Below are 17,037 nucleotides of genomic sequence, written 5' to 3'. Positions count from 1 at the left end.
ATGGATCGAGGACTACAACGACAACCACCCCCATTCAGGGCTCAAAATGCGTTCACCGCGCGAGCATCGCGCACTGGTTTCTGCAACCGCTTGAATCCGTCCGGTGAAACGGGGGCCAGATCAGCCATGTTCTGGAATGGCTTGCGCGGCAGACCTGCCTCAGGGTGGTGCCCAGCCCTGAAATGTCCGATAAAGATGCCGCATCACATCCCGGAACAGCGTGCAGGCATCTCGGCCGGTCGCGGTGTGACAGGCGTGGGGGTCGGCGACAGCGCTTCCCATTCCTCCACCGCGAGGCCTGCATGGCGGTCCCCGGCCCCCGATGCGTCCATCACCGCGCGCAGGCAGCGGGTGGTGACGGTCGGGAAACGCACCTCCTGGAAGCCGTCCACCCCGGTCGGATAGGCGCCCGCGATCCGTCGCCAGCCCCCCTGCCCCCAATATTCCAGATGCCAGGCGGCGGGCGGGGCCACGCCTTCGGCTGACCCTGCCGGATGGTCGGCGAAGAAGCGAATGCGGCTGGCGTTCAACGTGACGGGCCGGGGCCAGCGATATTCGATCCAGGCACGGGCCGGGTTCGCCCGCGTCCAGTTGCCCCACATGTCGGGCGGCAGCGGCGCGCTGCGCACCTTGCCGTCGTTCAGCGCGGCGATCCAATATTGCACCGGGCCGGGCGCGTTGGAGGCGGTGGCCCAGGCGCTCGGCGCGACATTGCGGGTCGGCGCGGGGCGTGGCGCGGGCGCTTTGGTCGGCTGCACCGGGCGGATCGCGGGAGGCGAGACGCTGTCGTCCCAGGTCATCGGATCGATCGCCACCGAGCGCCGGAAATGCCCGCCACCCTTCGCATCCGCCGTGTGATAGGTCAGGTACCAGCGGCCTTTGAATTCCACCGCGCCCGCATGAGAGGTGGTCGACGACACCGGGCGCAGCACCACGCCGCGATAAGTCCATGGCCCCATCGGCGTCGGCGCGGAGGCATAGGCCTGACACGCATGATAGAGGGTCGGGGTGCAGGGGCTGTCCGGCCCGGTATTGTTGGCCGCATAGAGCAGATAATAGGTGCCGCGCCGCTTCAGGAGCCAAGGCGCCTCGAAAAAGCCGGTCGCGCCGGTCACGACCTGCTCCGGGCCTTTGGGCGTGACCATGTCGGAGGCCAGTTCCATCGCGCGCAGCCGCCCGAACGTGCCCCAATAGATATAGACGCGGCTCCCTCCATCCTTGGCATCATCGATGAGGACGGTCGGGTCGATATTCTGAATGTCGTTGGCGACGGGCACCTCTTGCGAGATGATCGGACCAGCGGGATGCGCGTCGCGCCACGGCCCGGTCGGCCGATCGGCGACCGCCACGCCGATCGCGAACCGGTCCCTGGTGCCCGGTCGCGCCGCGCTTTCCCGCTGCAACACCGGCGCATAGAGATAGAAACGCCCGTCCCGCCCCTTCACGATCTGCCCGGCATAGGCGCGGCCCGGCTCGGCCCAGGCAAAGACGCGCTCCGGCCGTGCGATGGCAGGATAATGCTGCCACACGCCGCTGGCGGGGTCCTTCGTAGCGAGCAGCTGCCACTCATTCATGATGAAGTCGTTGACCCCGTCCGGCGCCTCGTCACGCCCGGCCAGGATCCACAGCGTGTCGCCATCGACCAAGGGAGCAGGGTCGGTCGAATAATAACGCCCGTCCGAGAGGATCGGGTTGCCCCGGCTATGGATGGTTTCGGAAGCGAGCTGCGCGGCGAGGACAATCAGCGGGATCATGGGGGCATAGTGGCCAAAGGGGTCTGATTTGTCGACATCGTATACGTTATGGTGGTGGCGTTAGCTGTCCTACCGGCTGTCCTGACCCTGTTTGTCCGATGGCTCAGCCATGCTCAGCCATGCGCCTCGGTAGAACGCCCTTTCCGATCATACCAATTCGCGATCAATCTGAGCGCGAATAACTCTTTTATATTTTTTTAAAACGCAAAACCAGCTTTTTCAGCAATTTGCACAGTACCAACGGGGTGTTCTGGATATGTAAAGGTAGTGTACCATTGAAAATCATGTCTGGTTCTTGCAAGCATGATTTCCAGAGTAAAAGCGTAAGACAAGCGTGCCCGCTATCCTCGGGGGGAGGCGGTAAATCCGTCCATGTACCCAGTAGGTCCACCAGAACTGGTCGCCGATGACATCGGCGAAACAAAGCCGGTCAGGCCGAACAAGCGGGGCGCGATCATCACGTAACAAAGGGGGAGTATATGAAAAATATAGGGGTTTTATTCGCCACCAGCGCAGTGATGGCCATCTGCGCCGTCCCGGCCGCGGCTCAGTCTGATCAGGGACAGACGCAGCAGTCGACAGACGACGCCGCCAAGAGCGAAAGCCGCAAGGCTGCCGAACGCGAGGATATCCGCGATCAGGGCCAGGGTGCGGATACGGCATCGGGTGACGTCGTCGTTACCGGCTCGCGCATCGTCAATCCCAACCTCGCCTCGGCCGCCCCGATCCAGGCCGTCTCCGCCCAGGAGATCAAGCTGAGCGGCGCGGTCAATATCGAAGACGTGCTGAACCGCCTGCCGCAGGTCGTGCCCTACGCGCCCCAGGCCGATGACGAAGGCAACGGCACCGGCCGGGTCAATCTGCGCAACATTGGCGGTTCGGGCGGCGCGGCGCTGATCCTGCTCGACGGCATGCGCCTGGGCGGTCAGGTCGCGGCCGACATCAACTCGATCCCGCCCGCGCTCGTCCAGCGGGTCGACGTGCTGACCGGCGGTGCCGCGGCCGTCTATGGCCCCGACGCGCTGACCGGCGTGGTCAACTTCATCCTGAAGAAGAACTTCAAGGGCGTGCAGGTCGACGCCAATTACGGTTTCTTCAATCACCTGAACCGCGCCAACATCGTCACCGACACCGCCAAGTCGCGCGGCTTCCCGACCCCGCTGGGCTGGACCAATGACGGCGGACGCGCGACGATCAACGTGACGGCGGGCACGCAGCTGTTCGACGACCGGTTGTCGCTGTCGGGCTATTTCAGCTATCGCCACACCGACAACCTGCCGTACAATTCGCGCTCGGCCCAGTCGTGCCACCTGTTGCAGAACGGGATCGACGGTCCGCTCAGCTGCGACAGCACGCTCTATTCGCGCTACGGCTATATCTACAATCTGAACGGCGGTACGCCGCAGATCAATGCCGCCGACGGCAGCCGTGTCTTCCGCCCCTATCGCAACACGCAGGATGCGACCACCGACCGCCAGAACCGCATGGACGACAGCTATCAGATGCTGCGCGCCAATGAGCGGTACAATGCGGGCGGCTTCCTGTCGTTCAAGGCGACCGACTGGGCCGAAATCTACGGCAGCTACATGTACACCCGCAACACCAGCCAGGGGACGTACCTGCCCGCCACCATTGGCGAAGGCACCAATGGCGATGGCGGTTATCAGCTGAACTGCAACAACCCGCTGATGTCGGCGCAGCAGGCGCAGGTGCTGTGCGGGGCGCAGGCGGGGACCTCGGCGACCGTGCCGATCGATTTCGGTTATCGCTTCCAGCATTACCCGACCCGCACGATCGACTATCAGCAGATCTATAACCGTGCGGCGCTGGGCGTTCGCGGCGACTTTGCCGGCGCATGGCATTACGACGTTGGCGGGGTCTGGGCCAAGAGCCTGGTCAAGAGCGCGATCAACCGCAACTGGGCACCATCGGGCGACAACATCGCCAAGGCGCTGAACGTCGTCAACGTCAACGGCGTGCCGACCTGCGTGTCGAAGGTCAACGGCACCGATCCGAACTGCGTGCCGCTCGACATCTTCCGCGGCGATTCGGACGATCCCGCCGCCTATCGCTATATCTTCGCCTATGCGCCCAACGGGCCGACCCGCAATGTCGGCTATTTCTTCGACGTACAGGCCAATATCAGCGGCGATCTCGGCAAGTACGGTGTGCGTTCGCCGCTGGCGACGGACGGCGTGCAGGTAAGCTTCGGCGCCGAACTGCGTCGCGACATCGCGAACAACTTCACCAGCGCCGACTATAACTCGATCATCCAGGGCACGCCGAACCCGTCCTCCTCCGCGCGTGGTACCCAGACCGCCAAGGAACTGGCCACCGAAATCCAGGTGCCGTTGATCCAGGACCAGTCCTGGACCCATCTGCTGGGCTTCAGCGGTGGCTATCGTGCGTCCAATTACGACACCTCGTCGCGCACCTTCTTCAGCACCTGGAAGCTGGAGGGGACCTGGGCGCCCGTCCGCGACATCCGCTTCCGCGTGGCGCGCAACTTCGCCTCGCGGGCGCCGAACGTGTTCGAGGCGACGCAGAACATCAACTATGGCCGCAACATCAACTTCATCGATCCCTGCGGCGCCAATCCGGCGGGTGGCGCTCCGGTCGCCAGCCTGGCGACCTGCCAGCTGCAACCGGGTTTCCAGCCGTCCACCTATGGCAGCGCCAGCCTGACCTGCCCGCAGGACGGCTGTATCTACCGCTTCGGCGCGGTCGATCCCAAGCTGGGGCCGCAGACCGCCAACACCCTGACCTATGGTCTGGTGCTGACCCCCAGCTTCCTGCCGCGGTTCAGCTTCTCGGTGGATCATTACGAGATCCGCTACACCAACCAGATCGTCGGGCTGGATCAGGACAGCATCGTCGCCAACTGCCTTGGCTATGCGGCCAATCCCACCGACCTGAACCGGATTTCCTGCCAGCAGTTCATCCGCAACGACCAGGGCAAGCTGTTCGGCAATATCAACAATCCGAATGCCGGGTTCGTCAGCTCGCTGGTACTCAACGTGCCCAACCAGACCGGCACGACCGGCTATGACTTCCAGGCGCATTACGACCTGCCGGTCGCCTCGGGCACCTTCGCCACCGACTTCAACGGCGGTCTGGTCACCAGCGCGGCGTCGGTCACCAACCAGTCGGGCAATGTCGGCTATTTCGGTGACGGCGTGGGCAACCCGATCCCGAAGTGGCGGCACAATCTGCGCGGCACCTTCACGGGTGCGGAGGGTCTGTTCCAGCTCTCGCTGAACTGGCGCTACATCTCGGCGACCCGGAGCGGCACGGTGCGCCGGACGGTGCAGAACACCTTCGCACGCATCCCCAATTACAGCTATTTCGACCTGGCGGCGAATGTGAACATCGCCAAGCGGATGACGCTGGGCGTGACGATCAACAACCTGCTCGACAAGGACCCGCCGATCATCCCGGCACGGGGTGGCAACAACACCTACTCGATCAACGGGTGGCAGAACTCGCCGGTCAATTTCTACGACATTTACGGCCGGTACATCCAGTTCTCGGTCACGACGAACTTCTGATCCGAGATTTGATGGAATGCCTGTCCCCGTCGGCGATGCCGGCGGGGATTTTTTTGGGATCAGCGATCCAGCATCGCCGCACTCGGGCAATGGCCCGGCACCCTGCCCGGCCCCGGCCGATAGACCAGCCGCACCCGGGCAGGCCCCGTGCGGACACAGGCGGCGAGGTGATAGTCGCGCGCCAGCACCTCGCGCAGTACCCCCCGCGTCGCGCGGTTGCCAAAGGCAAAGCGAGGATAGTCGTCGACGATCGCGCCCGGCTTCGTCGCCAGGATGCGCCGCATCTCGGCGACCGGATCGGCGCCGATCGCGTCCCGGCTCGCCTCGTCCTGCGTGTTGAGATGGCCGGGGAACACCCATTTCGACGGCAGGCAGCTGTGCGTCAGCATGTAGAGTGCCGGATAGCCGTCATAGACATAAAGACAGCCGCGCGCCGGGGTCGCCGCCTGCGCCACCATACGCGCCTCGGCTGCACCGCCCTTGGTCCGCTCGCTCAATTGCAGCACGATCTGCCCCGCCGCGAAGATCGCGAGGACGAACGCTGCTATCCCTCCTCGATGCCAGCGGGCGAGTGCGGGCGCGGCGACCAGCACGGCGGGCAGGGTGATGGGCAGCGCATAATGCGGGCTGCCGAACCGGCCATAGAGCAGCACCGCCGCACCCGTCACCGCCAGCCAGAGCGGCAGGAAGCGGAAGCCTTCGCGTCGCTCCGCCGGAATATGGCGCCAGGGCCGCCCGAACCCGATGACCAGCAGCAGCGGTGACAGGATGCCCAGACAGGTCGCCAGCCCCTCCAGCTCGTCGGCGAGCGGCCGCGCCGCCTGTCCGCCGACCGACAGGAAATTGGCGAAGAGCCAGGCCTGCCCCTGCCCGGCCGCAGCATAGGTCGCGAACGCCACCAGCGTCGGCAGTAGCGCCAGCGCGACCCAAACCAGCGCCATGCCCGCCAGCCGGACCAGCGGCACCCGCGTGCGCCAGCCCTGCCAGAGAAGGATGCAGCCGAAGACGAACCCTTCAGGCAGCACCGAATATTTGATCTGGAGCGCGACGCCGACCGCGCCCATCGCCACCGCGCCGCACGCGAACAGCCGCCCTCGCCGCTCGACCACCCGAAGCACCGCGCTCACGGCGACCAGCATCAGCGCATTGTAGAAGACTGGCGACTGGCCCCCCTCCCCCTCCATCAGGTTCAGCCAGAGGATATAGAGGATCGCCGCCACGACCGCCGCCCCCGCCCCGGCGAAGCGCCGCGCCACCCGCTGGATGCCGAAGGCGGTGGCGATGACGAAGCCGGTCGCGACCAGCTTATAGGCGAGGAACCCGTCCCCCCCCAGCCAGCGCGCGCCCGCATAGAGCAGGAACAGCCCGATCGGCTTGCGGTCGAAAATGTCGACATAGGGCCAGGCGCCGTGGAGCATGTGCTCGCCGACCAGCAGATAGAATTGCTCGTCGAACCCGATCACCGGATTGCCGAAGGTCCGCGCCCGCACCACCAGCGCGACCAGCGCCAGCAGCAGCAGGACGCCACCCTGGTTGATCCGCCCGCTTTGCCCCTGTGCCCTGTTCATGAGACGCGCGGGTGGGTCGCTTTGCGGTCAAAGGCAAGAATAAACGGGGAGGCCCAAACGGAATGGCGCGAACCCGCATGGTCCGCGCCCGCCCGATCATCGCGATCAATAGCTGACGCTGATCGTCCCCAACACGCTGCGGGGCGCATTGTAAAAGCCCTGGTCATAGGTGAGCGCGTTGATCGCCTTGGTATTGGTGACGTTGCGGACATTCACCGCCAGCCGGAGATTGCGCGTCAGCTTGTAGCTGCCAAGCAGGTCGAGCGTCGCATATTTGTCCTGGGTGACGCGGATCGGCTGGCCGGTGACGGTCGAGATGGTCGATCCGACGACATATATCGACGTCTGATACTGCACCGACGCGCCCAGCTTCAGGTCGGGCAGGACCGATGGGCTGTAGGTCAGGTTCAGCCGGGCGGTCTGGCGCGGAACGAAGGTGCGGGTCGGCATGCCGTCATCGCCCCGGATGCGCATGATCGTATAGCCGCCCGTCGCCTGCACACCGGGCAGCAGCTGGCCGCCAAATTCCAGCTCGACGCCTTCGGACTTGGAATTGACGCCGCGATAGATGGTCTGCCCGATCGTCGGATCGAACCCGGCCGCCTCGGCGAAATTGTCCTGCCGCACGCGGAACACCGACACCGCGGCATTCAGCCGCCCGTCATACCATTCGCCCTTGAACCCGCCTTCCAGGCTGTTGCCCTTGATCGGGGCGAGCAGCTTGCCGCCCGCGCCGAAGACGTTCTGCGGATTGAAGATCGTCGCATAGCTGGCATAGGCGCTGACATGGCGCGTCAGGTCGAGCGTCGCGCCGACAAAGGGCAGGAAGCGATTGTCGCGGTAATTGCTCGGCGCGCCATAGGAATAGCCCTCGCTGCGCGCCCAGGTGTAGTTGGTACCCAGGATGATCTTCAGCGGATCTGCGGGGCGCAGGCGCAGCGTCGCATAGGCCGAGGTCCGCTGTTGATGCGTCCAGTTCGACGCGGCCGGATCGCTGTTGAAGGTGGCGGGCCAGTTGGGCTGTGGGAAGCTGCCGTCGAACAGCCGGTCGAGCGGGACGGACAGGTAGTTCGACGCCTGGTCGTAGCGCGACAGCTGGCGATAGGTCAGCGCACCGCGCAGGACGCCGACGACCAGCATCTGTTCCTGCCCCAGCGCCTCGAAGCTGCCGCTGGCATGGACGTCGAAGGTGAAGTCGCGGTTCGATGCCTTGAACGATCCCGGATAGGACAACACGCCCAGCCCGGTCGTGCGATCGGGATTGCCATAGACGTAGAACAGGTCGTCCCGCTCGTCCGTCGCCCGGCGAAAGGCGCTCGCCTTGATCTGCCACCTGGCATTCAGCTGGTGGGTGATGTCCCCGAAGATCTGGCGATCGGTGACGTCGAAACCCGCCCAGTCGGGGCCGGTGTTGGACGACCGCGCCAGCGGGATGCGCGTGCCGTCGGTATAATAGAGCGGCAGCCCGCCCCATTGCGCCCCCGTGCTCCGGTGGTTCTGATGGCCATAGCCGATGCTCGCGACGGTGTTCGGGCCGAGATCGGCCTCGACGATGCCATAGCCGGTCCAGCGGCGCAGGTGATAGCGATCGAGATAGCTGTCCGCGTCCGAATAGACGCCGACCGCCAGCGCGCGGATATGCCCGTCCTTGTCGAGGGGCGTCGAGACGTCGCCCTGGAGGCGAAGGCTGTCGAACGAGCCATATTGCGCCGATCCGCTCGCCTGGAAGTCCCGCGTCGGGCGCTTGCGGATGAAATTGACCACCGCCGACGGATTGCCGACCGGCGAGAGCAGACCGGGCGCGCCCTTCAGAACCTCGACATGGTCGTAGATGGCGGTGTCGATCGAGCCGACCTGCACCGCGAAGGCGGGCGGCAGGCCGAGGCCGTCGACCTGAAAATTCTGAACGTCGAAGCCACGCGCCGAATAATAGAAGCGATCGGTTTCCTGCGCCTGGACATTGAAGCCGGGCACGGTCGCCAACAGAGCGTTGATGTCGTTCAGCTGGAAATCGTCGATCTGCTGGCGCGTGACGACGCTGATCGCCTGGGGCGTGTCGCGGATGCTGATCGGCAGGCGATAGGCCGAGGTCTGGGCGGGCGTGGTATAGTCCTCGCCATCCTTGGTCTGCTGCGCGGTGACGACGATGTCGCCAGGGTTGGTCGTTTGCGGAACGGTATCGGGCGCAGCGGCGACAGCGGCCAGCAGCGTGAGAACAGGCGTCACGTCGAAAATTCCCCCATTGGGCTTTGTTGACGGCCTTAAGATGAGATTGCGAGTGAATGTCAATAGCAGAGTATGATTGTCAGCACGATGTCCCAAAACCATGACGAATAGGTCACGATAAGATATCGTTTTTGCCCCCGGTCATGCTAACGGGGATATTATGGGTGGGGATTCGGGGCGATATCGGTTTCGTACAGGGCGCACGGCTTTTTGCGCGTCCTGACCTTCCTGCACAGCTTCGAACCCGGCGGGGTCGAGCGGATCGCGCTGCGCCTCGTCCATCGCTGGCGCGAAAGCGGGATCGATGCGCCGCTGTTCCTGGGACGAACCGACGGCGCGATGGCCGAGGATGTCGGCGCGGGGCTCGACTTCGTCAGCCCGCGGCGTCGCTGGCCGGGCATCGCGCATTGGGAAACCATCTGGATGGTCGCCACCCTGCCGCGCGCGGTGCGGACGATCCGGCCGGACATATTGTTCTGCGCGGGCAATACCTATGCCTTTGTCGCGGTGATGCTGAAGCTGGTGCTGGGCCGCGACTGCCCGCCGATCATCGCCAAGATCAGCAACAATCTCGACCGCGCCGACGCCTCATGGTTCTACCGGGTCTTTTACCGGATCTGGCTGCGCATCCAGGGGCTGGCGATCGACCATTTCGTCGGCATGGAAAAGCCGATGCGCGCCGAGATCGTGCAATGCGTCGGCGTCTCGCCCTCCCGCGTCGCGATCATTCCCGATCCCGCCTTGTCCGAGGCGCAGATCCTGAGCTTGCGCGCGCCCGTGGACGACCGGCCTCGGGGTTCGGGGCGCCGCTTCGTCACCATCGCGCGGCTGGCGCCGCAGAAGAACCTGGCGCTGATGCTGCGCGGCTTCGCGCGCGGCAGCGCGCCCGAAGACACGCTGACCCTGTTCGGCGACGGACCCGAGCGCGCGTCGCTGGAGGCGCTCGCTGCCTCGCTGGGGCTGGCCGGGCGGGTTGATTTCCGCGGCTACGTCGCCAACCCGGCCGGGCTGCTCGGCGGTTACGACACGCTGCTCCTCTCCTCGCATTATGAGGGCGTGCCCGCAGTGATCCTGGAGGGGCTGGCGGCCAATATCGGCATCGTCGCCACCGATTGCAGCCGGTCCATGGCCGCGCTGCTGCAACAGGGCGCGCTGGGCACCTTGGTCCCGGTCGGCGACGAAGCCGGCTTTGCCGCCGCGATCGCGGCCGCCCGGCCCCGGCTTCAGGATGCCAGGCGGACGCTGCACCAGGCCCGGCGCTTCACCATCGAGCACGGCGCGGACCATTATATCCGGGTGATGCGCACCGTCCTGCGCCGCCATGCCGAGGCGCGCGCTGCCGCGTCCGCCGCGCCGCTCGTCACCGAACAGGCGCTGCCGACCCTCTGATCCGCGGGAGCGGGCCGGTACCGCAAAACGTGCCATCGGCCCGTTTCCGAACAGCCCTTGGAATAGGATGACAGTGCTTCGACCTACCCCTCCCCTTGAGGGGAGGGGCCAGGGGTGGGGCGCTTCCACAAATGCCGCGCCTGTGGTGAAGCCCCACCCCAACCCCTCCCCTGAAGGGGAGGGGCTCGGTTCGGGTTCATGCCACGTCATCAGCCTCTAACCCGTTGAATGGCGGTGCTTCCCTGCGATCGGCTGGGTAAAGGGAGCAGCAATCGTCTCACAAACAGGGCATCCCGCCCCGTTTACAGCCTTAATTGTGACATGGTTGCCACAGTATCTGTGAAACTTCACGTCGGCGATGGGAGTGGCTTGACGATGCGTTTCAAGGGGAGGGCGCGCCTGTATGCGGGCGCGGGCTGGACGGTGATCGTCCTGGGGCTGGCCATGCCAACAGGCGCGCAAGGACAGGAGGCGCCGCCACCCGCCACCTCCGACGTCGCTAACCCCGCCCCCCTTCCCCCCGACGTCACCGTCACCGGCAAGCGTATCCCCGGATCGGTCATCGGCGCGGTCGAGCCGGTCGCGGTGCTCGATGCTCAGGCGCTGGAGGCATTGGGCGCGACGAACCTGGCCGACCTGCTGAAGAAGGTGAAGGCGCTGACCAGTTCGTCCGGCGGGGGCGAGCCGGTGATGCTGCTCAACGGGCGGCGCGTGTCAGGCTTTTCCGAATTCCAGTCACTGCCCTATGAAGCGATGGAGCGGATCGAGGTGTTGCCCGAGCAGGAGGCGGCGCGCTTCGGCTATCCGCCCAATGTCCGGGTGATGAACTTCATCACCAAGAAGAAATTCCGCGCGGTGACGGTGTTCGAGATGCCCGGCATCACACCCGAGGGCGGGGGCGGCACCAACTATGCCGAGGTCACGTCGGCGCGGATCGACGGGCCGCGCCGCCTGACCTTCAACATCTCGCATCTGCGCCAGGACCCGGTGTTGCAGAGCCAGCGCGACATCGTGCCCGATCCCGACACGCTGTTTGCGACGACGGGCAATGTGACCGGCGTGAACGGCGCCAGCCTGGACCCCCGGCTGGATGCGCTGGCGGGGCGCAGCGTCACGCTGGCGGGGGTGCCGATCGATCCGGCCGCGCGGGGCACGCTCGCGGCCTATGCCAACAGCCCGGGCGCTGTCACCGATCTCGGCCCCTATCGCACGATCCAGCCGCTGAGCGACACGATCCATAGCGAGGTCGGCCTGGCCTCGCCGCTGACCAAGACGGTGTCGGGGTCGCTGATCCTGTCGATGGAGGCGATCCAGACCAAGGGGCTGAACGGCCTGGCCCCCGCCCTGTTGCGCGTGCCGGGTGGCTTGGGCAACTTCCCCTTCGCCAACGACACGCTGCTCTATCGCTATCTGCCCGATAGCGTGCTGCACCAGCGGACGACCAGCATGGCGCTGCACGCAGGGGGCACGCTGACCGGCGATGTCCGCCGCTGGAGCTGGGCGATCACCGGCAATTACGACCGGATGGTGTCGCGCAGCACCTCGGAGACCGGCGTACCGCTGGGCGCGCTCCAGGCGTCGATCGATGCAGACGGCGACCCGATGGCGGCGATTGACCCGGTCACGGCCGCGCGGCGCGACCTGAACCGCAGCCGGGCGGTGTCCGACACGATCGGGGTCAAGGCGACCGCCAACGGCCCCGTCGTCCGCCTGCCCGCCGGCGAGGCGATGCTGACCGTCACCACCGATTACACCCGGATCGACAGCGACGCGCGCACCAACCTGTCGCTCGCCACCGATGCGGTCGGGCGGACCATGCGCGGCGCCAGCGTCAACGCCACGGTGCCGATCGCCTCGGCGCGCGAGGGCTCGCTGGGCTTTCTGGGCGAGATGCAGTTCAGCGCCATGGCAGGCGTGTCGCGGGTGTCCGATTTCGGGCGGCTCAGCACCTCCAATCTGGGGCTGAACTGGACGCCGGTGCGTAGGGTCCAGCTCAACGCCTCGGTCAATGTCGCCCAGACCGCGCCCGCCGTGACCCAGCTGGTCGCGCCGGTGCTGGCGACGCCCAACACGCCCTTTTTCGACTATGTGACCGGGCGCAGCACGCTGGTCACCACGATCGCGGGCGGCAATCCAGGCCTGGCGCCCGAAAAGCGGCGGGTCACGACGCTGGGCATCGCGGTGCAGCCGATCAAGGACAAGGAGATCCGGCTCAGCACCGACTATGTCGACACGCGGATCGACAATCAGGCGGCGTCGCTGGGCGGCGCGACCCCCGCGTTCCAGCGGGTCTTTCCCGACCTGTTCGTGCGCGATGCGCTGGGCCAGCTGGTCAGCGTCGACCTGCGCCCGGTCAACCTGGCGTTCGAGCGCGAGCGCAAGCTGCGCCTGACGGTCGACGCGCAGGTGATGCTGGGCAAGACCCCGCCGCCCCCTCCCCCGCCCGCCCCCGGCACGAATCCGGCTGCGGCGAAGGCCGCACCCCCGCCCCGCCCACCCAAGCGGCCGCCCGCGCTATGGCTGACGGCGACGACCAATTACCGGCTGGAGGATCGGCTGACCCTGCGCAGCGGTGGCCCGGTCCTCGACCTGCTGGACGGCGCGACGCTCAGCGGCACCGGCGGGCGGCCGCGCTGGGACGTCGATATGACCGGCAATTTCAGCTACGGCGTGTTCAACATGGGCGTCTACGGTCGCCTGCAGGGACCGACCCGCATCCGCAGCGACATCGCCGCCTCCGACCTGCACTTTTCGGGGCGGACCTGGCTGGTCCTCTACAGCTTCGTCCGCATGGAGAAGGTCATCAAGCAGCCCTGGGCCAAGGGGATGAACGTCAACGTCACGATCGAGAACCTGCTGAACGACCGGATCAACGTCACCGACCGCAACGGCGACACCCCCAACCGCTTCCAGCCCGCCTATCTCGACCCCATCGGCCGCTCGATCCGGGTGGGGGTGCGGAAGTTGTTCTGAGGGGGGCGAAGGCCATCTGGGACTCGCTCGGGACGACCTGATCGGGAAAAGCGAGCGGCGCGGCGGGCTTGCGGCCGAGCGTCGGGAGCCAGGACGATCTTCATCGTCATCCTGTTCTCGTTCGGTCATCTCGGCAGCGCTTGCCCAGGCTTCGAAAATGCGGGGCTCAGACCGCCGCGACGCCACCATCCACGAAGAGCTCATGGCCTGCGACGAAGGCGCTTTCGCTCGATGCCAGGAACAACACGGCATTCGCGACATCCTCAAGGTGACCGATGCGGCCAAGCGGAATTCCCTTGATGATCTCTTCTTCAGCTCCCGGCGCCGCATCGAAATAGCTACGCATCAGTCTGGTTTCGGTAGCGCCGGGGGAAACGACGTTCACACGGATGCCGCGATCCTTGAGGTCGATCGTCCAGCTGCGTGCAAAGGAGCGGACGGCCGCCTTGCTGGCATTGTAAAGCGACTGGGCCGGGTAGGCCTTGGAACCAGCGATCGAGCCGTTGAGGACGATCACGCTTCCGGCCGCCATCAGCGGCAACGCCTTTTGCACCGTGAAGACCAGACCCTTGACGTTGAGGTCGAACGTCGCGTCGAAATGGGATTCTTCAAGCGCTTCGAGCGGGACAGGCTGGTGCATACCGGCATTGGCGAACACGACGTCGACCCTGCCATGATCGCGCCCGACGCGCTCGTAGAGCTTCGTCAGGTCGGCCAGGTTCGTGACGTCACCCTGTACGCCGATTGCACCATGACCGATCTGCCGGATGGCCTGATCGAGCATCTCCTGCCGCCGTGCGGTGATGTAGAGCTGGGCGCCCTCCTCCGCAAAGCGCTGCGCGGATGCCAGCCCGATACCATCGCTCCCGCCGGTAATCACCACAACCTTGCCTTCGAACCGTCTCGTCATCACATATGCCTTTCGATCAAGTGGAGGGTTTCTCCACTTGCAAATATGGAGGCATCCTCCACTTAGCAAGGCAGGGAGGGACGATTCTTGAGTGAGGGTATCCTGCGCGCTGACGCAGAGCGGAATCGCGAACGCATCCTCGCTGCGGCGGAAGAAGCATTTCTCGAGCGGGGTGCGGGCGTCCCGCTGGAAGAGGTGGCCAAGCGGGCAAAGGTTGGGATCGGTACACTCTACCGCCGATTCCCGACGCGCGAGGCGCTGCTCGCAGCCACCAGCAATGAGCGGTTCATGGCGGTAGCCGAAACGAGCCGCAGGCGGGATATCGAGCTTGATCCTGGCGACGCACTGCGCCGGTTCTTGGAGGAACTCGCCAAAAACACGAGCGTCTACCAGAGCCTGGCCGCGTCGTTGGGAACCGTCATCCAGCATGGCACAGCTGGCTGCACGGCGATAACCGCTGAAGGTGAAAGACTGCTCCGACGCGCTCAGGCATCCGGGGTTATTCGTCCAGATGCCAATTTCGACGACATCATCTATGTAGTGAGCGCCATAGCGATCGCCGTGGAGAAGGACAGCGCACCGACGACCCGGATTGCCCATCTTGTTGATCTTCTATTCAACGGTCTATGCGTGCGCTGAAGGCTGCGGGACATGCACGATCGTTATGTCACAGCATATCGAAGGCGAGCCTCAGAGCGCATTCGTCGGTCATTCGGGAGAACGGGTAAACTCTCCCGATCACATGGCCGGCGCTTCCTCTGTGAGCCGGCCTGTTTGCTTTCGTGCTGTGACGGCCGAGCGGTTGACATTACCCCATTGGCATAGTGGCACGAGCGCGGTCGCGAGGATCATGCCATCGTCGGTCATGCTATATTCGACGCGGGGTGGCACCTCCTGATAATCATGGCGTGCCACGATCCCGTCGACCTCCAGTTCCCGCAACTGCTGGATTAGCACCTTCTCGCTGATCCCGGCGACGCGGCGACGAAGCTCGCCGAACCGGCGCGGGCCTCCACTCACATGGTAGAGGATCAGCGGCTTCCATTTGCCGCCGATTACCGCAAGCGCGACGTCCAAGCCGCAGTCCGTCTGATCAAGGGCCATCAGACCACTTACAAAAAGGTCAGTACTGGTTCAAGCGAAACTGTCCGCTAAATGGCCCATGCAACGCAATACCGGCATGGCAAAGGCTTATCAGATGAACCGTTCCAACTTGGACATCGCACAAAATCTCCTCATGCAAATCGGCAGCGGAGCCTTGCCCGAGGCAATCGCGGCTGAAATGGACGAAGCCGTCGTTCTGGAAATTCCGGGCGATGAGGGCGCCATGCCATGGATCGGAAGACGGTCGGGCCGTCAGGCTGTTGCAGACTTTATCGCCGATCAAAGATCTCTTCTCACAAGCAACATGTTCCGGGTCGACGACATCCTGGTGAGCGAGCGGCGGGCCGTCGTCATCGGAGCACTATCCGCGACGTTGAAAGCGAACGGACGAACGATCGAAACCGATTTCGCCATCGTGCTCACGATCGCCAACGGCATGATCACCCGCTTTCAAATGCTTGAGGACAGCTATGCCGTGTCCGCTGCCGCCAGGTAAATGACGCATATGGGCTCATACTGACGCGCAAGAGCTACCGCGTGGATCAGCCATATACGAAAAACGGAAGGCGCGGGCGCATCGCCCCGGAGTGGCATCTCAACAGGAACAGGGGGACATCAACCCGGTCCGGGCATATCCCCCGATTTTCTCACCGAGGTTGCGTGCCCAATGTCAAGATACGCATGGCGACATCAAGATTGGTGTCTATTTCCTCGTCGCTCATTCCGACATGAAGAACGCTAGCGGCCATTTGCATGTAAATGGCAAAGTCGTGCGCACTGATGGTTTCGCTTACCTCGCCACGACTCTTGGCCGCGGAAACCAACGGCGTCAGAAAAGCGCTCACTTCGTCTCCAAGACGTGCCAACGCTGTTCGCCCTGTTTCAGCTCTGCTCAACTCCGCAGCGATGTGCTGATACATTGCTAAGGTGGGCATCGCTTGGATCACCGCCACCTTAAGCGATTCGTAGAATGGTCTCGACAGGTCGAGGTTGTTTTTTAGGATTTCCGCTTCCTGTGACAACACCGCCAGCGCGAGGGTCTCGCGATCAGCGAAGTTGCGCTGCATCGTAGCTCTGCCGACTCCTGCCCTTTTGGCTATCACCTCAAGGTTGACGCCATATCCGTGCTCGCGGAAACACGAGGCGGCTGCCGACAAAATGGCTTCGCGGCGCAACTGCGCATCCCGGCGCGGCGCCCGCCTACGCCCTGCATCGTCCTTGGGGGCAACACAAATTCGCTTGGTGATAGCCTATACTCTCGTTGGGACAGCGTCCAACAATGCGGCCGTGAGCAATAAGATACCGATATCAGTGCGGCAACCCGTATCTTGTGAGCATCAATGTGCCTGACACGAGGAAGACCCAGAACAAGGAAAGAGGCAGAAATATCTTCCATCCCAGACGCATGATCTGATCATACCGATAACGCGGGACGGTCGCCTTGACCCAGGCGTAGGCGAAGAAACAGAATAGAGCGGTTTCCGGCCGACCTGAGTCGCAGAGGGATTCACAGGGGCGCGCTGATCTGATTCACAGTGCTGGCTGGATGGAGGCCGGCATGGATG

At 64.5% G+C, this 17,037-nt stretch carries 11 protein-coding genes and 1 pseudogene; 5 read left to right on the top strand and 7 right to left on the bottom strand.

The genetic code is table 11. The features are described 5' to 3' along the window. Window positions 1–203: 203 nt before the first annotated feature. A complete protein-coding gene (locus GGR45_RS19065; RefSeq protein WP_175310361.1) occupies window positions 204–1,754 on the bottom strand; it encodes a family 43 glycosylhydrolase in 1,551 nt (516 codons plus the stop codon). Window positions 1,755–2,233: 479 nt separating this feature from the next. Here GGR45_RS19065 and GGR45_RS19060 point away from each other — a divergent pair, with 479 nt between their 5' ends. Continuing rightward, window positions 2,234–5,302 carry a TonB-dependent receptor domain-containing protein gene (locus tag GGR45_RS19060; protein WP_175310360.1) on the top strand — a complete coding sequence of 1,023 codons (3,069 nt, stop codon included), beginning with the start codon at window positions 2,234–2,236 and terminating at the stop codon, window positions 5,300–5,302. A 59-nt stretch (window positions 5,303–5,361) separates the two neighbouring features. Here GGR45_RS19060 and GGR45_RS19055 read toward each other — a convergent pair whose 3' ends face one another. Then, complete coding sequence (locus tag GGR45_RS19055; RefSeq protein WP_175310359.1) at window positions 5,362–6,870, bottom strand: hypothetical protein; 1,509 nt, start codon at window positions 6,868–6,870, stop codon at window positions 5,362–5,364. A 105-nt stretch (window positions 6,871–6,975) separates the two neighbouring features. Beyond that, a complete protein-coding gene (locus GGR45_RS19050; RefSeq protein ID WP_175310358.1) occupies window positions 6,976–9,096 on the bottom strand; it encodes a TonB-dependent siderophore receptor in 2,121 nt (706 codons plus the stop codon). A gap of 210 nt (window positions 9,097–9,306) precedes the next feature. Here GGR45_RS19050 and GGR45_RS19045 point away from each other — a divergent pair, with 210 nt between their 5' ends. Further along, entirely contained in the window at window positions 9,307–10,485 is a 1,179-nt protein-coding gene (locus GGR45_RS19045) for a glycosyltransferase (protein WP_175310357.1), read from the top strand. Window positions 10,486–10,860: 375 nt separating this feature from the next. After that, on the top strand, window positions 10,861–13,458 hold the full coding sequence (locus tag GGR45_RS19040; protein WP_246358329.1) for a TonB-dependent receptor: 2,598 nt from the start codon (window positions 10,861–10,863) through the stop codon (window positions 13,456–13,458). A gap of 166 nt (window positions 13,459–13,624) precedes the next feature. Here the strand turns inward: GGR45_RS19040 and GGR45_RS19035 are convergent, their stop codons facing one another. Next, entirely contained in the window at window positions 13,625–14,368 is a 744-nt protein-coding gene (locus GGR45_RS19035) for an SDR family NAD(P)-dependent oxidoreductase (protein WP_175310355.1), read from the bottom strand. Window positions 14,369–14,455: 87 nt separating this feature from the next. Between GGR45_RS19035 and GGR45_RS19030 the strand changes: the two genes are divergently transcribed. Beyond that, the gene (locus GGR45_RS19030; protein ID WP_175310354.1) at window positions 14,456–15,007 is read left to right on the top strand and encodes a TetR/AcrR family transcriptional regulator; all 552 of its coding nucleotides are present in this window, start codon (window positions 14,456–14,458) and stop codon (window positions 15,005–15,007) included. Window positions 15,008–15,106: 99 nt separating this feature from the next. Here GGR45_RS19030 and GGR45_RS19025 read toward each other — a convergent pair whose 3' ends face one another. Continuing rightward, entirely contained in the window at window positions 15,107–15,472 is a 366-nt protein-coding gene (locus tag GGR45_RS19025; RefSeq protein ID WP_175310353.1) for a winged helix-turn-helix transcriptional regulator, read from the bottom strand. 58 nt (window positions 15,473–15,530) lie between these two features. On the opposite strand from GGR45_RS19025, the gene GGR45_RS19020 reads away from it, so the two are divergent. Beyond that, complete coding sequence (locus GGR45_RS19020; RefSeq protein ID WP_246358327.1) at window positions 15,531–15,968, top strand: nuclear transport factor 2 family protein; 438 nt, start codon at window positions 15,531–15,533, stop codon at window positions 15,966–15,968. A gap of 151 nt (window positions 15,969–16,119) precedes the next feature. Here GGR45_RS19020 and GGR45_RS19015 read toward each other — a convergent pair whose 3' ends face one another. Together GGR45_RS19015 and GGR45_RS19010 are read right to left on the bottom strand one after the other, a co-directional pair. Next, window positions 16,120–16,629, bottom strand: a complete 510-nt coding sequence (locus tag GGR45_RS19015; RefSeq protein ID WP_281394157.1) for a TetR/AcrR family transcriptional regulator — start codon at window positions 16,627–16,629, stop codon at window positions 16,120–16,122. A gap of 151 nt (window positions 16,630–16,780) precedes the next feature. Beyond that, window positions 16,781–16,945, bottom strand: a pseudogene (locus GGR45_RS19010) (NADH-quinone oxidoreductase subunit H); the annotation flags it as partial. Window positions 16,946–17,037 lie beyond the last annotated feature (92 nt).

Origin of the sequence: Sphingomonas zeae (assembly GCF_014197135.1) — a bacterium.
GTDB lineage: Bacteria > Pseudomonadota > Alphaproteobacteria > Sphingomonadales > Sphingomonadaceae > Sphingomonas > Sphingomonas zeae.
This window is presented reverse-complemented; position numbering and strand designations above follow the sequence as displayed.